The organism is Brevibacterium sp. p3-SID960 (assembly GCF_025144725.1).
Lineage (GTDB): Bacteria > Actinomycetota > Actinomycetes > Actinomycetales > Brevibacteriaceae > Brevibacterium.
The window spans coordinates 19650-33002 of sequence record NZ_JALXKS010000009.1 but is presented as its reverse complement, the minus strand read 5'-3'; the positions used below and the strand labels follow the sequence as shown (position 1 = coordinate 33002).

11 protein-coding genes are annotated in these 13353 nt (G+C 68.4%); all 11 read right to left on the bottom strand.

Annotated elements, in window-relative coordinates; translation table 11 throughout:
• Positions 1-5: 5 nt before the first annotated feature.
• The 11 genes from aroB to aspS all read right to left on the bottom strand — a co-directional run bounded on the left by aroB (position 6) and on the right by aspS (position 13288).
• Entirely contained in the window at positions 6-1109 is a 1104-nt protein-coding gene (aroB, locus tag M3B11_RS04465; protein ID WP_259875557.1) for a 3-dehydroquinate synthase, read from the bottom strand.
• Positions 1106-1840, bottom strand: a complete 735-nt coding sequence (locus M3B11_RS04460) for a shikimate kinase (protein WP_259875556.1) — start codon at positions 1838-1840, stop codon at positions 1106-1108. Before M3B11_RS04460 ends, aroB begins: the two co-directional genes overlap by 4 nt.
• Complete coding sequence (gene aroC, locus M3B11_RS04455) at positions 1837-3030, bottom strand: chorismate synthase (protein ID WP_259875555.1); 1194 nt, start codon at positions 3028-3030, stop codon at positions 1837-1839. Before aroC ends, M3B11_RS04460 begins: the two co-directional genes overlap by 4 nt.
• 10 nt (positions 3031-3040) lie before the next feature.
• Positions 3041-3811 (bottom strand): hypothetical protein, encoded by a 771-nt coding sequence (locus M3B11_RS04450; RefSeq protein WP_259875554.1) that lies wholly within the window; start codon positions 3809-3811, stop codon positions 3041-3043.
• Positions 3808-4689, bottom strand: a complete 882-nt coding sequence (locus M3B11_RS04445) for a shikimate dehydrogenase (RefSeq protein WP_259875553.1) — start codon at positions 4687-4689, stop codon at positions 3808-3810. Before M3B11_RS04445 ends, M3B11_RS04450 begins: the two co-directional genes overlap by 4 nt.
• 75 nt (positions 4690-4764) lie before the next feature.
• The gene (mltG, locus tag M3B11_RS04440) at positions 4765-5913 is read right to left on the bottom strand and encodes an endolytic transglycosylase MltG (RefSeq protein ID WP_259875552.1); all 1149 of its coding nucleotides are present in this window, start codon (positions 5911-5913) and stop codon (positions 4765-4767) included.
• Between the two features lies 1 nt (position 5914).
• The gene (ruvX, locus tag M3B11_RS04435; protein ID WP_311197716.1) at positions 5915-6391 is read right to left on the bottom strand and encodes a Holliday junction resolvase RuvX; all 477 of its coding nucleotides are present in this window, start codon (positions 6389-6391) and stop codon (positions 5915-5917) included.
• A complete protein-coding gene (gene alaS, locus M3B11_RS04430; RefSeq protein ID WP_259875551.1) occupies positions 6391-9048 on the bottom strand; it encodes an alanine--tRNA ligase in 2658 nt (885 codons plus the stop codon). The genes ruvX and alaS overlap by 1 nt, the downstream gene beginning before the upstream one ends.
• A 169-nt stretch (positions 9049-9217) precedes the next feature.
• A complete protein-coding gene (gene rpsD, locus M3B11_RS04425) occupies positions 9218-9844 on the bottom strand; it encodes a 30S ribosomal protein S4 (protein ID WP_102160322.1) in 627 nt (208 codons plus the stop codon).
• A gap of 229 nt (positions 9845-10073) precedes the next feature.
• Positions 10074-11513, bottom strand: coding sequence for a replication-associated recombination protein A (locus M3B11_RS04420; protein WP_396121528.1), 1440 nt, complete (start codon positions 11511-11513; stop codon positions 10074-10076).
• Complete coding sequence (gene aspS, locus M3B11_RS04415; RefSeq protein ID WP_259875550.1) at positions 11510-13288, bottom strand: aspartate--tRNA ligase; 1779 nt, start codon at positions 13286-13288, stop codon at positions 11510-11512. The genes M3B11_RS04420 and aspS overlap by 4 nt, the downstream gene beginning before the upstream one ends.
• Between the last annotated feature and the right edge of the window lie 65 nt (positions 13289-13353).

Below are 13353 nucleotides of genomic sequence, written 5' to 3'. Positions count from 1 at the left end.
TCAGGTCAGCTCAGCCGGGTGATCGGAGATTCGGTGCCGATCGCCTGGTAGGCGGTGTAGAGCAGGCTGGTGTCGGCGGCCTCGAGGACGCCGGGGCTGGCCAGGTCGTCGAGGACGATGAAGCGCATGAGGCTGCCGCGGGCCTTCTTGTCCCGGCGCATCGTCTCCAGCAGCTGCGGCCACTTGTCACCGCGGTACCCTGTCGGGAGTCCGAGGTGCTCGAGCACGCTGCGGTGCCGGTCGACGATCGCGGTGTCGAGGTTGCGGGTCATCGCCGAGAGCTCGGCGGCGAACATCATGCCCACGGCCACAGCTGCTCCGTGCCGCCACTGGTAGCGCTCGGTGCGCTCGACCGCATGCCCGAGCGTGTGGCCGTAGTTGAGGAACTCCCGGCGGCCGGATTCCCTGAAGTCATCGGAGACGACATCGGCCTTGACCTGGATGGAGCGTTCGATGATCTCGCGCAGCTGAGCCGAGGTGTGGTCTGCCAGCTGCTGCCGGGGCGTCGATTCGATGATGTCGAGGATCGCGGGGTCGGCGATGAAGCCGCACTTCACCGCCTCGGCCAGACCGGTGAACAGTTCGTTCTCCGGCAGTGTAGCCAGTGTGTCGGTGTCGGCGAGCACGCCGGCAGGGGCGTGGAAGGCGCCGACGAGGTTCTTGCCCTCGGCGGTGTTGATACCGGTCTTGCCGCCGATGGCGGCATCGACCATTCCCAGCACCGTGGTGGGGATGGTGACGAAGCGGATGCCGCGCAGCCAAGTGGCAGCGACGAAACCGGCGAGGTCGGTCACCGCTCCCCCGCCGACGGCGACGACCGCATCCGTGCGGGTGAAGTCGGCCTGTCCGAGGACCTGCCAGCAGAAGCCGGCGACCTGGATGTGCTTGGCCTCCTCGGCATCGGGGATCTCAGCCGACAGCGCCTCGAATCCGGCGGCACCGAGGTCCTCGCGGACGAGTTCACCGGTCGTGCGCAGCGCCCGCGGATGGATGACGAGCACTTTGCTCACGCGTGAGCCGAGCAGCTCGGGCAGAGTGCCGAGCAGTCCTGAGCCGACGTGGACGCTGTAGTTCCCGCCGCCGGTCACGTCGATGCGCGTGGAGCTCACGCCTCATCACTTCCTTCTGTGTCGTCTGCGTCTGTGTCGTCTGCGTCTGGGTCGTCTGCGTCGGTGCGCTGGCCGTCCTCAGCGTACCGGTCATCGGCGTGTGCTGCCTGGGCCTCGTCCTCGGCGGCGAACTTCGCGTAGTTCTCCGCCCGCTGCAGGCCGGTGAGCACGTCGACGACCCGGTTGACGACCGTCGACGGCGGGTCGTTGGACGCCGAGACGGTCGCGGTGGTCACCGACTCGTACAGCGGCCGGCGCTCCTCGGCCAGGGCCTTCCACCGTTCGACCGGGTCCTCGTCGGCCAGCAGCGGCCGGTGGGAGCCGTGCAGCCTGGCGGAGGCGGTCTCCTCGTCGATCTCGATGCTCATGACCTTGATCGCCGGGTGCTTGAGCTGGGCGCGGGTGCCGGAGTTGAGAATCGCCCCACCGCCGAGGGAGACGACGCCGGGCCGGTCGAGCAGCCGCCGCAGGGCACGGCGGACGACCTCGCGTTCGATCTCCCGGAAGCGGGCTTCCCCGCGGGTGCGGAAGATCTCGGCGATCGGGCCGTGAGCGGAGACGATCATCGCATCTGTGTCGGTGAACGGGATCCCGAGGCGGTCGCCGAGCAGCCGGCCGATCGTCGACTTCCCTGCCGCGGGCGGTCCGATGAGCACGATCCGGGCCGTGGCCGCCGGCACCGGGTCGAGCGGCGGGGCCGGACGCGGGACGGGCGGCTCCGGCGCGTTCACGAGTGTGAGCGCAGCGTATCCGGAATCGCGGCGAGGTAGGAGTCGAGGTTGCGCTTGACCTCGGCCAGGGAGTCCCCGCCGAACTTCTCGCAGACGGCCTCGGCCACGACGAGGGCGACCATCGCCTCGGCGACGACACCGGCGGCCGGCACGGCGCAGACGTCAGAGCGCTGGTGGTGGGCGCGGGCGGCCTCACCCGTGGTGACATCGATGGTGTCCAGTGCCCGCGGGACGGTGGCGATGGGCTTCATCGCCGCACGCACACGCAGGCTCTCACCAGTCGACATGCCGCCTTCCGTGCCGCCGGCGCGGTTGCTGCGGCGGGTGATGCGGCCCTCGGTGACCTCGATCTCATCATGCGCTGCCGAGCCGCGCCGGGCGGCGGTGCGGAATCCGTCGCCGACTTCGACGCCCTTGATCGCCTGGATGCCCATGAGGGCTCCGGCCAACCGGGAGTCGAGCCTGCGGTCCCAGTGGACGTGGGAGCCGAGCCCCGGGGGCACGCCGTCGACGATGACCTCGACGACCCCGCCGAGGGTGTCACCGGACTTCTTGGCGTCCTCGACCTCGGCGACCATGCGGGCGGAGAGCTCAGCGTCGAAGCAGCGCAGCGGGTCGGCGTCGAGAGCGTCGACGTCGTCGATGGTCGGCTGGGCTTCCTTGCCTGTGCCGGTGACCGGGCCGATGGCCACGGTGTGTGAGAGCACGGTGATGCCGAGTTCGGCGAGCATGCGGGCAGCGACCGCGCCGAGGGCCACGCGCATCGCGGTCTCGCGTGCGGAGGCGCGTTCGAGGATCGGGCGGGCCTCGTCGAAGCCGTACTTCTGCATGCCCACCAGGTCGGCGTGACCGGGGCGGGGGCGTGAGAGCGGGGCGTTGCGGGCCTGGTCGGCGAGCACCTCGGGGTCGACCGGGTCGGCGCTCATGACGGTTTCCCACTTGGGCCATTCGGTGTTGCCGACTTCGATGGCGATCGGCGAGCCCAGCGTGGAACCGTGGCGGACACCGCCGAGGATGCGCACCTCATCGGCTTCGAACTTCATGCGGGCACCGCGGCCGTAGCCGAGCCGGCGGCGCGCCAGTGCCTGGGAAATATCGTCGCGAGTGACGGGAACATGGGCCGGGATCCCCTCCAGGATCCCGACGAGCGCCTCACCGTGTGACTCGCCTGCAGTCAGCCATCTCAACATTCAACCAATCCTACAAAAAGGCCGCGCCGACCAGGACAGTCGTCCACGTTCCGATCAGCATGTAGGGACCGAAGGCGATCTTCGATGCCCACTGCCGGCGCTTGGTGGCGAGCAGGATGAGCATGTGGATGACGGCGATGCCGTTGATGAGCAGCAGCGCCAGGATCGGGCCAGTTGGACTCAGGGCGGTGGTGAGCAGGCCGACGCTGACCGAGAGCTTGACGTCGCCCATGCCCATCGTCGAACGCCGCATGAGGGCGCCGGCGACGTTGAGGATGACGAAGAAGATGAGCATGCCGAGAGCGCCGATGAGCCCGTTGAGCGCTGGAGTGCCGGCACCGGCCCACAGGTGGTCGTCGCTGCGATCAGCCTGCCCGACTCCCATGATGAGCGAGATGAGGAACAGCGCCAGGGACAGCACGGTGATCGGCATGACGATCCGGTTGGGCAACCGGTGGAGGGAGATATCGATCCAGAACAGCCAGCCGGTGGCACCGGCGACCATCGCGAAGGCGATCATGAGCGGCACATCGGCCAGGGTGCGTGAGAGCGCTCCAGGCACGATGAAGGCAGCCAGCCAGGAGATGACGAGGCCGACGCTGGAGAGCACGAAGGTGACGAGCCCGCCGGGCCGGTTGATGCTGTTGACCCCGCGCAGCAGCCGGATGCCTGCCTCGTCGTTGATGATCCAGGGGAACCGCAGCCAGATGAGAAGGCTGGTGAGCAGGGCGATACCCACGGTGATGGTGAAGCTGGTGACAAGCGACAGCTGCTCGATCATGGGCGGTCTCCTTTCGCGGCCTGCGCGGTGGTCAGAGCATCGGTCATGGCAGCGGCCAGGCGCGGCCGCCAGCTCTGCGGGGGCGCGTCGATCCCGGCGGCAGCGGCGAAGAGGAGCTGTTGTTCGACGGCTTGGTGGATGAGCATCCGCTCTCCTGCGATCGCCTGCCCACCGTGGGCGGCGATGTCGGCGCCGATGCTGTAGCCGCCTGCCGCATAGGCGACGTCGAGAAGCACGGTTGCCGTATCGAGGCGGTCCGGCCAGTCGAAGGATTCAGCGCTCAGTGCGCCGGCCGGCAGTGTGGAGACGGTCAGCGGGCTCTGGCCGGGCGGGTAGTCGGCCAGCGGATGGACGGCCGCCTGCATACCGAGCCGGGAGGCGAGATCGGCTGCTCCCCTGGCCCGTTCGGGCCTGCGCGCGTAGAGGTCGAGGGCGGTGATGCCGAGGCGGTGGAGTGCGGCCACAGCCGAGGCGGCGGTCGCCCCGCTGCCGAGGATCGCGGCGGTGTCGGTGGCTGCGGGCTGGCATTCGGCGATCGCCTCGACGATGCCGATGACGTCGGTGTTGGCGATCCGTTGCCCGTCAGGATGCCGGACGAGGGTGTTGGCGGCTCCGGTCTGCGCGGACGTCGCGTCGCTGTGCCAGCCGTGGTCGGCGGCGAGGCGCACGAGCTCGGTCTTCAGCGGCATCGTCAGCGAGAACCCGGTGTGCTCCAGGTGTTCGGCGAGGAAGCCGGCAAGCTGGTCTTCTGTGACCTCGAAGCGCCCGTAGCTGCTCGTCTCGGCAATACCGAGGGCGCGGCAGCCGGCGATGTGGAGCACCGGTGAAAGGCTGTGGCCGATCGGCGAGCCGAGCACGGCTGCGGCGATCCCGGTCATCGGCTTCTCCTCTCCTGGAGGTGGTCTGACCACCTCACGACATCATCTCAGCCTGTTCTCGGCCCGGGTTCGACCTCATCCCTCGCCTTCGGCGCCGTCACTCGGGTTGTTCTTGCGGTGCTCGCGCAGCCAGACGCGGTACTCTTCGACGTTCTTCTGGTGGTCGGCATACGTCTCGGCGTACTTCGTCTCACCGGTGTCGGGGTTGACGGCGACGAAGAACAGCCACCTGCCGTCCGCGGGGTTCTGCGCAGCTTCGACCGCTTCGGCACTCGGCGAGTTGATCGGCCCCGGCGGCAGCCCGGTGTGCTTGTAGGTGTTGTAGGGGCTGTCGGATTCGCGCTCTTCCTGCGTAGTCGTCAGGTCGGAGCGGGCGCCGTGGATGTAGCTGACGGTCGCGTCGGACTGCAGCGCTTGGTCTTTGTCGATGCGGTTGAGGAACACGCGGGCGACCTTGGCCCGGTCCCCGGGATTGCCGGGGGCTTCGACCTGCACGATGCTCGCTAGGGTGAAGACCTCGTTGACCTTCTCGGCTGGGATGCCGATCTCGTCGATCTCGGTCTTAGTCTTGTCGACCATCTCCTGGACCATCTGCTCGGCAGTCATGTTCGGCTTGATCTCGTAGGTCGCCGGGTACAGGTAGCCTTCGAGGTTGGGAGCCTCGATGTCGAGTCCGTAGTCGGCTGGCTTCTTGTCGTCGATCGCCTCGTTGATCGCGGCCTCGTCCATGCCGGAGTCGAGCATGCGGCCCTTGATCTGCTTGATGCTGAAGCCCTCGGGGATGGTCAGGCGCTGGTTGGCCAGCGGGTTGATGAGCGCTTCGACGGCGGCGGCGGAGCTCATCTGCTTGCGCATGGTGAAGTCACCGGCCTGGATGACGGCATCGCGCTTCTCGATCTCGTCGAGGAAGGGCTTCGAGGACATGATGACGTCCTGTTCGACGAGGTGGTTGGCGACCTCGCGGGCGGAGCTGCCGGGCATGACGGTGATGACGATCTCGTCCTTGCCCTCACCTTCGTAATCGCCCTTCTCGGCGAAGATCTCCGAGACCACTCCGGTGGCGGTGGAGAAGGCGACAGCACCGACAACGCCGAGGACGAGCACGACGGCGGTGAGGATGGTGACGGTGCGCCTGCGGCGCATCATCTGCCGGCGCCGTTTGGCCCGCAGCTCCTGGCGGGAGAGACCGTCGTCGGTTGCGTCGAACTCCTCTGACAGGTTCACCTCAGGGCTCCTCGGTCGTGTCGATGAGGCTGCCGGCGGGCTGGCCGGTGCGCTTCTCCTGATCGATCGCCGCCTGCAGGATCATCACCGCTGCAACAGAATCGACGATCTCGCGTCTCTGACGCGAGCTTCTGCCAGCTGACTGTAACACGCCGTGCGCCTGGGTGGTGGTGAATCGCTCATCGACCTCTCGCACCGGAATGTCGGCCTGACCTGCAAGGACCTGCGCAAATGAGCGGGCTGCCCCGGCCGAGGCGCGCTGCTGGCCGTCGAGCGAGGTCGGCAGTCCGGTGATGATCTCGATCGGCTCGTGCTCGACGATGAGCGCGTGGAGCTCGGTGAGTGCGCGCTCATCGCCGTCACGCCGGTACACGGTGGTCAGCGGCGTGGCGAGGATCCCGTCGGGATCGCACTGGGCCACGCCGATGCGCACCGAGCCGATGTCGAGGGCGAGCCTGCGGCCGTGGCGGAATGCCACTATGCGGCTCCGAGTTCGCGGCGCAGGGCGGCCAGTGCCTCGGCCGCCTTGCTCAGGTCGGTGCCGCCGCCCTGGGCGAGGTCGGGCCGTCCGCCGCCTCCACCGCCGAGTATCTGGCAGGCGGTCTTGACGAGGTCGCCGGCCTTGTATCCGGCCTCGCGTGCGGCGTCATTGAGTCCGACGACGACGCTGGGCTTGCCGCCTGCGTTGCCGATCGCAGCGACGACGGCGGCTTCGGATCCGAGGCGGTTGCGCACGTCCTGGACGAAGGAGCGCACATCGTCTCCGGAGGAGACTTCGCCGAGTTCGGTGCCGCTGAAGACGATCTCGCCGATCCGCTCAGCGGACTCCACGGCGGTCCCGGCAGCGGCGAGCACCTGTTGCTGGTTGAGCTTGGCGATGGTCCGCTCGGCTTCCTTGATTTTGGCCAGCAGCCCGGAGACGCGATCGATGACATCGGGGCCGGGCACCTTGAGCATGTCGGACAGAGACTGCACGATCGTGCGTTCCTTGGCCAGTTCGCGGAAGGCGCTCAGGCCGACGGTTGCCTCGATGCGGCGGGTGCCGGAGCCGACGGACGCTTCGGAGACGACCGAAATCGGGCCGACTTCGGTGGTGCGCAGCACGTGGGTGCCGCCGCACAGTTCGCGGGAGAACGGGCCGCCGATGTCGACGACGCGCACGATGTCGGGGTACTTCTCGCCGAACAGTGCGAGGGCGCCGGAGCGTTTGGCATCCTCGAAGGGCATGTACTCGTACGCAACGTCGAGGTTGTCGCGCACGGCGATGTTGGCCGCGTCCTCGATCTCGGCCCGTGCGGCAGCCGAGGGGGCCTCCGGGAAGGAGTAGTCGAAGCGCATGTAGCCGGGCTGGTTGAGCGAACCGGCCTGCACGGCGTTCGAGCCGAGCACCTCGCGCAGCGCGGCGTGGATGAGGTGGGTGGCCGAGTGGGCCTGGGCGGCTTGGAAACGGTGGCCGGCATCCACCTCGGCGTGCACCTCGGACCCGGGGTGCAGGGCGCCTTCGGCGATCCGAACCCGGTGGGCCGGCAGGCCCTTGAGCGGGTTCTGCACATCGAGGACCTCAGCGACGAAGCCGTCACCGCGGATGATGCCGACGTCAGCCTTCTGGCCGCCGGATTCGGCGTAGAAGGGGGTGACGTCGAGGACGACGTCGACTTCGTCACCGGATTCGGCGGACTCGACGTTCTCCCCTGCCGCGACGACGCCGCGGATCCGGGAGTCGGCGGTGAGGTTGTCGTAGCCGATGAATTCGGTCGAGCCCTCTTCGAGCAGCGCGGAGTAGGCCGACAGGTCGGTGTGGAGGCCGCCCTTGCGGGCCTTGGCATCGGCCTTGGCGCGCTGTCGCTGTTCGGCCATGAGTGCTGCGAAGCCCTCCTCGTCGACAGACACGCCGTGTTCGGCGGCCATCTCGAGGGTCATGTCGATCGGGAAGCCGTGTGTGTCGTGCAGGGCGAAGGCGACATCGCCGCTGATGGTGCCGCCCTCGCCGACGGCGTCGACGGAGCGGCCGAGCAGCTGGGTGCCGGATTCGAGGGTGCGCAGGAATGCAGTCTCCTCGGCGTAGGCGATGCGCGAGATGCGGTCGAAGTCAGTCTCCAGCTCCGGGTAGGAGTCCTTCATCGCGTCCTTCGACACCGGCAGCAGGGTCGGCAGCACCGCTTCGGTCACGCCGAGCAGGCGCATCGCGCGCACCGCGCGACGCAGCAGGCGGCGCAGGATGTAGCCGCGGCCCTCGTTGGCCGGACGCACGCCGTCGCCGATGATGATGAGGGCCGAACGGACGTGGTCGGCGACGACGCGCATGCGCACATCGTCTTCCTCGTTCTCGCCGTACTTTCGGCCCGACAGCGCCGAGGCGGCGTCGATGACGGGGTAGACCTCGTCGATCTCGTACATGTTCTCGACGCCCTGCTTGAGGAAGGCGACGCGCTCCAGGCCCATGCCGGTGTCGATGTTCTTGGCCGGCAGCTCCTTCTCGATGGTGAAGTCGACCTTGGAGCGGACCTCGGAGAGCGCGAACTCCATGAACACGAGGTTCCAGATCTCGATGTAGCGGTCCTCGTCGGCCACCGGGCCGCCTTCGGCGCCGTAGGCCGGGCCGCGGTCGTAGTAGATCTCCGAGCAGTAGCCGCCGGGGCCGGGCTGTCCGGTGTGCCAGAAGTTGTCCTCGCTGCCGCGCGTCTGGATCCGCTCGGCTGGGATCGACGTGTTCTCCAGCCACAGGTCGATGGTTTCGGCGTCATCGGCGTGCACGGTCGCCCACAGCCGGCCGGGGTCGAAGCCGAGTCCGCCGTCGGCCTCGGAGTTCGTCAGCAGTCCCCAGGCGAAGCGGATCGCGTCGTCCTTGAAGTAGTCGCCGAAGGAGAAGTTGCCGTTCATCTGAAAGAACGTGCCGTGGCGGGTGGTCTTGCCGACTTCCTCGATGTCCTGGGTGCGCACGCACTTCTGCACGCTCGTCGCCCGCGGGTACGGGGCCGGTTCGCGGCCGGAGAGGTACGGGATGAACTGCACCATGCCGGCGATGTTGAACAGGATCGTCGGGTCGCTGCTGATCACCGACGCTGACGGCACGACGGTGTGGCCGTTGGCGGCGAAGTACTCGAGCCAGCGCCTTTTGATCTCTGCAGTCTTCATGCGTACCTTTCGAAACTGTTGCGGGGTCAGGCGGGTGGCGATCACGGCCGGTGGCCGGCGCCTCGGGCGCGGAGCGTTCCTCCTGCGCCATCATACAAACCTGCCCGGGCATTCGCAGTGGCGAACACCCGGGCAGGAGGTGCTGCGCAGGGTCTGCGCAGGCGGTGGATCAGCGTGAGTAGTACTCGACCACGAGCTGGATGTCACAGGTGATCGGAACCTCTTCGCGCTTCGGGCGGCGCAGCAGCGTCGCCTGCAGGGCTTCGAGGTCGACCTTGAGGTAGCCCGGGACGGCCGGCAGGACGTCGCGGTGACCGCCGGCAGCCGCGATCTGGAAGGGCTCCATCTCGGCGGACTTCTGGTGCACGTGGATCATCTGGCCTTCCTTGACGCGGAAGGACGGACGATCGACGCGCTGGCCGTCGACCATGATGTGGCGGTGCACAACGAACTGGCGGGCCTGCTGGATGGTGCGGGCGAAGCCGGCGCGCAGCACGAGTGCGTCGAGACGCATCTCGAGGAGCTCGACGAGGTTCTCACCGGTCAGACCCTGCTCGCGGCGGGCCTCCTTGTAGACCTTGAGCATCTGGGCTTCGCGGATGTTGTACTGGGCGCGCAGACGCTGCTTCTCCTTCAGGCGCACCGAGTAGTCGCTGTCGTTGCGGCGGCGGGCGCGGCCGTGCTCACCGGGCGGGTACGGGCGGCGCTCGAAGTACTTCTCGGCCTTCGGAGTCAGCGGCAGTCCCAGGGACCGCGAGAGGCGGACCTGGCGGCGCGAACGTGCGGGTGCAGGCATGGATGCCAACCTTTCGTGTTTCTTCTGCCTCCGCTGATCCCGCGCCAGCGGGTGTCTCGGTCAGCCTGGAGGCTGCTGTTTCCGCGTGTGGAAAGAGGATCGGCTCCGCGAGACCGGAGCCCATCGACCGCCCTGCAGCCGATTTCGGCCAGGCACAGCACCGCACTACCCTACCGGCTGTCGGACGTGCAGGGCAAATGGGAATGAGCATGAGGTCGTATGATCGGCCTCACTGACCGGAGCGCAGCCGGGCGATCGCTGCCAGGCGCTCCGCCATGCCCTTCTCAGCACCGTTCGCCGTCGGCGAGTAGTACTGCACGCCGGCCAGCGACTCGGGCAGGTGCTCTTGGGCGGCAACGGAGTGCGGGTAGCTGTGGGCGTACTTGTAGTCGGCGCCGTGCCCGAGGGCTTTCGCGCCTGGGTAGTGGGCGTCGCGCAGGTGCAGAGGAACCTCGCCTGCCCTGCCTGCTCTGACATCGGCGATCGCAGCGTCGATGGCGGTGTAGGAGGCGTTCGACTTCGGGGCGCATGCGAGGTAGACGACCGCTTCGGCCAGCGGGATGCGGCCTTCGGGCATGCCGATGCGCTCGACGGCGGTCTGTGCGGCAACGGCCAGCGGGAGCGCCTGCGGGTCGGCCATGCCGATGTCCTCAGCGGCGGCGATGACGATGCGCCGGGCGATGAACCTGGGGTCCTCACCGGCGACGATCATCCGGGCCAGGTAGTGCAGTGCGGCGTCGGGGTCGGAGCCGCGGATCGATTTGATGAATGCGGAGATGACGTCGTAGTGCTGATCGCCTGCCCGGTCGTAGCGCACGACAGCCTGGTTAGCCGATTCGGCGGCCTGCTCCCGGGTGATGGCGGTGATCTCATCACTGCCGGCGGTGGCCCGCGCGCTGGCAGCCGCGGCTTCGAGGACGGTCAGCGCCCGCCGGCCGTCGCCGGAGGCGACCTGGACGATGTAGTCGCGGGCGTCGTCCTCGAGGGTGAAAGTGCCGGCCAGCCCCCGCGGGGACTCCAGCGCCCGGTCGATGAGCTGAGCGACGCCCTCGTCGGTCAGCGGTTTGAGGGTCAGGACGAGTGAGCGGGAGACGAGCGGGGCGATGACGGAGAACGACGGGTTCTCCGTGGTGGCGGCGATGAGGACGACGAGCCGGTTCTCCACGGCCGGCAGCAGGGCGTCCTGCTGGGCTTTGGAGAAGCGGTGGATCTCATCGAGGAACAGCACCGTGGTGCGCTGATAGAGCTCCCGGTCGTTGCGAGCGTTCTCGATGACCTGGCGGACGTCCTTGACACCTGCGGTGATCGCCGAGAGTTCGACGAATGTGCGGTTGGGGCTGTGCGAGATGACGTGGGCGATCGTCGTCTTGCCCACTCCCGGCGGGCCCCACAGGATCACCGAGGTGGCGCCGGCACGAGCCCCGGTGCGGGCTTCGGCGAGCTGGTGCAGCGGTGAGCCGGGAGCGGTCAGGTGCTCCTGGCCGACGATCTCGTCGATAGTGCGCGGGCGCATCCGCACCGCCAGCGGGTCCAGGGCGCTGACGCCGCTCAGGTCCTCTGTGCTCAGCAGCCCGCCGCCGGTGCTTTCGGGATCGGTGCCAGAGGCGGCCGCCGGTGCCTCATCGGCACCGGCAGCCGCCTCGTTGGCGGATGAGAACAGGTCGCTCATTCGTCCTCGGCGTCAGGGTCCTGATCGACCCCTGCCTCGGCGCGCTGTTCGGCAGTGATCGGCGCTGGCGCGTCGGTGAGCGGGTCGTATCCGCCTCCGGTCTTGGGGAAGGCGATGACTTCCCGGATCGAGTCGGTGCCGGCCAGCAGCGCGACGATCCGGTCCCAGCCGAAGGCGATGCCGCCGTGCGGGGGTGCACCGAAGCTCAGCGCTTCGAGCAGGAAGCCGAACTTCTCCTGTGCTTCCTCCTGCGAGATTCCCATGACGTCGAAGACCCGCTGCTGGACCTCGGGGCGGTGGATGCGCAGCGAACCGCCGCCGATCTCGTTGCCGTTGCAGACGATGTCGTAGGCGCTGGCCAGAGCCGCACCGGGATCGGTGTCGAAGGTGTCGAGGTACTCGGGCTTCGGAGCGGTGAAGGCGTGGTGGACGGCCGTCCACGTGCCTTCGCCGACGGCGACGTCACCGGCTGCCACGGCGTCTTCGGCCGGTTCGAAGACCGGGGCGTCGACGATCCACACGAACGACCAGTCGCCGTCCTTGATGAGGCCGGTGCGCTCGGCGATCTCGTTGCGGGCGGCGCCGAGCAGCGCGCGGGCGGCTGCCGGCTTGTCGGCGGCGAAGAAGATCGCATCGCCCGGCTGCGCGCCGACCTTTTCTGCCAGGCCGGCCTTCTCCTCCTCGGAGATGTTCTTGGCCACCGGGCCGCCGAGCGTGCCGTCTTCGCCGAGGAGCACATAGGCCAGGCCCTTGGCGCCGCGCTGGCGGGCCCAGTCCTGCCAGCCGTCGAGCTGACGGCGCGGCAGCGACCCGCCGCCGGGGTAGACGACGGCGCCGACGTAGGGAGCCTGGAAGACGCGGAACGGGGTGTCGGCGAAGTACTCGGTCAGGTCGGTCAGCTCGATGTCGAAACGCAGGTCGGGCTTGTCGGTGCCGTAGCGCTCCATGGCCTCCCAATAGGGCATGCGCGGGATCGGCGTCTCGATGGTGTGGCCGATGAGCTCCCAGAGCGCAGCGAGGACGTCTTCGGCCAACGCGATGATGTCGTCCTGTTCGACGAAGGAGGCCTCGATGTCGAGCTGGGTGAACTCCGGCTGACGGTCGGCGCGGAAGTCCTCATCGCGGTAGCAGCGGGCGAGCTGGTAATAGCGTTCGATGCCGCCGACCTGCAGCAGCTGCTTGAACAGCTGCGGCGACTGGGGCAGCGCGTACCAGGAGCCCGGGCGCAGGCGGGCGGGCACGACGAAGTCGCGGGCGCCCTCAGGGGTCGACCGGGTCATCGTCGGGGTTTCGACTTCGATGTACCGGTGCTCATCGAGCACCCGGCGGGCGGCCTTGTTGGCTTCGGAGCGCAGGCGGATGATGCGGGCCGGTTCGCTGCGGCGCAGGTCGAGGTACCGGTGCTTGAGGCGGACCTCCTCGCCGACGGTGCCGGAATCCTCGGCATGGTCGGAGACCTGGAACGGCAGCGGTGCCGCCTGCGAGAGCACGGTGACCGCGGTGTCGATGACTTCGATCTCGCCGGTGGCCAGTCCGGCATTGGTGTTCCCCTCCGGGCGGGCGGCGACGGTGCCGGTGACCTGAATGACGGTTTCGTTGCGCAGCTTGTCGGCGACGTCTTCGCGCACGACGACCTGCACGATGCCCGATGAGTCGCGCAGGTCGATGAAGGCCACTCCCCCGTGGTCACGGCGCCGGTCGACCCATCCGGTGAGGGTGACGGTGCTGTCGATGTCGGGCGTGCCGAGGGTGGCCGCCTCACGGGTGCGTAGCATGGGGTGGGGCTCCTTCATGATGTGAGGACTGGGATTCTGGTCTGCAGGCACAGATGGTGTGCAGA

Bases quoted from the DNA above. Each gene is read 5' to 3' on its own strand.
- aroC (WP_259875555.1), bottom strand. From the start codon at position 3,030: ATGTTGAGATGGCTGACTGCAGGCGAGTCACACGGTGAGGCGCTCGTC.
- M3B11_RS04450 (WP_259875554.1), bottom strand. From the start codon at position 3,811: ATGATCGAGCAGCTGTCGCTTGTCACCAGCTTCACCATCACCGTGGGT.
- M3B11_RS04445 (WP_259875553.1), bottom strand. From the start codon at position 4,689: ATGACCGGGATCGCCGCAGCCGTGCTCGGCTCGCCGATCGGCCACAGC.
- alaS (WP_259875551.1), bottom strand. From the start codon at position 9,048: ATGAAGACTGCAGAGATCAAAAGGCGCTGGCTCGAGTACTTCGCCGCC.
- rpsD (WP_102160322.1), bottom strand. From the start codon at position 9,844: ATGCCTGCACCCGCACGTTCGCGCCGCCAGGTCCGCCTCTCGCGGTCC.
- M3B11_RS04420 (WP_396121528.1), bottom strand. From the start codon at position 11,513: ATGAGCGACCTGTTCTCATCCGCCAACGAGGCGGCTGCCGGTGCCGAT.
- aspS (WP_259875550.1), bottom strand. From the start codon at position 13,288: ATGCTACGCACCCGTGAGGCGGCCACCCTCGGCACGCCCGACATCGAC.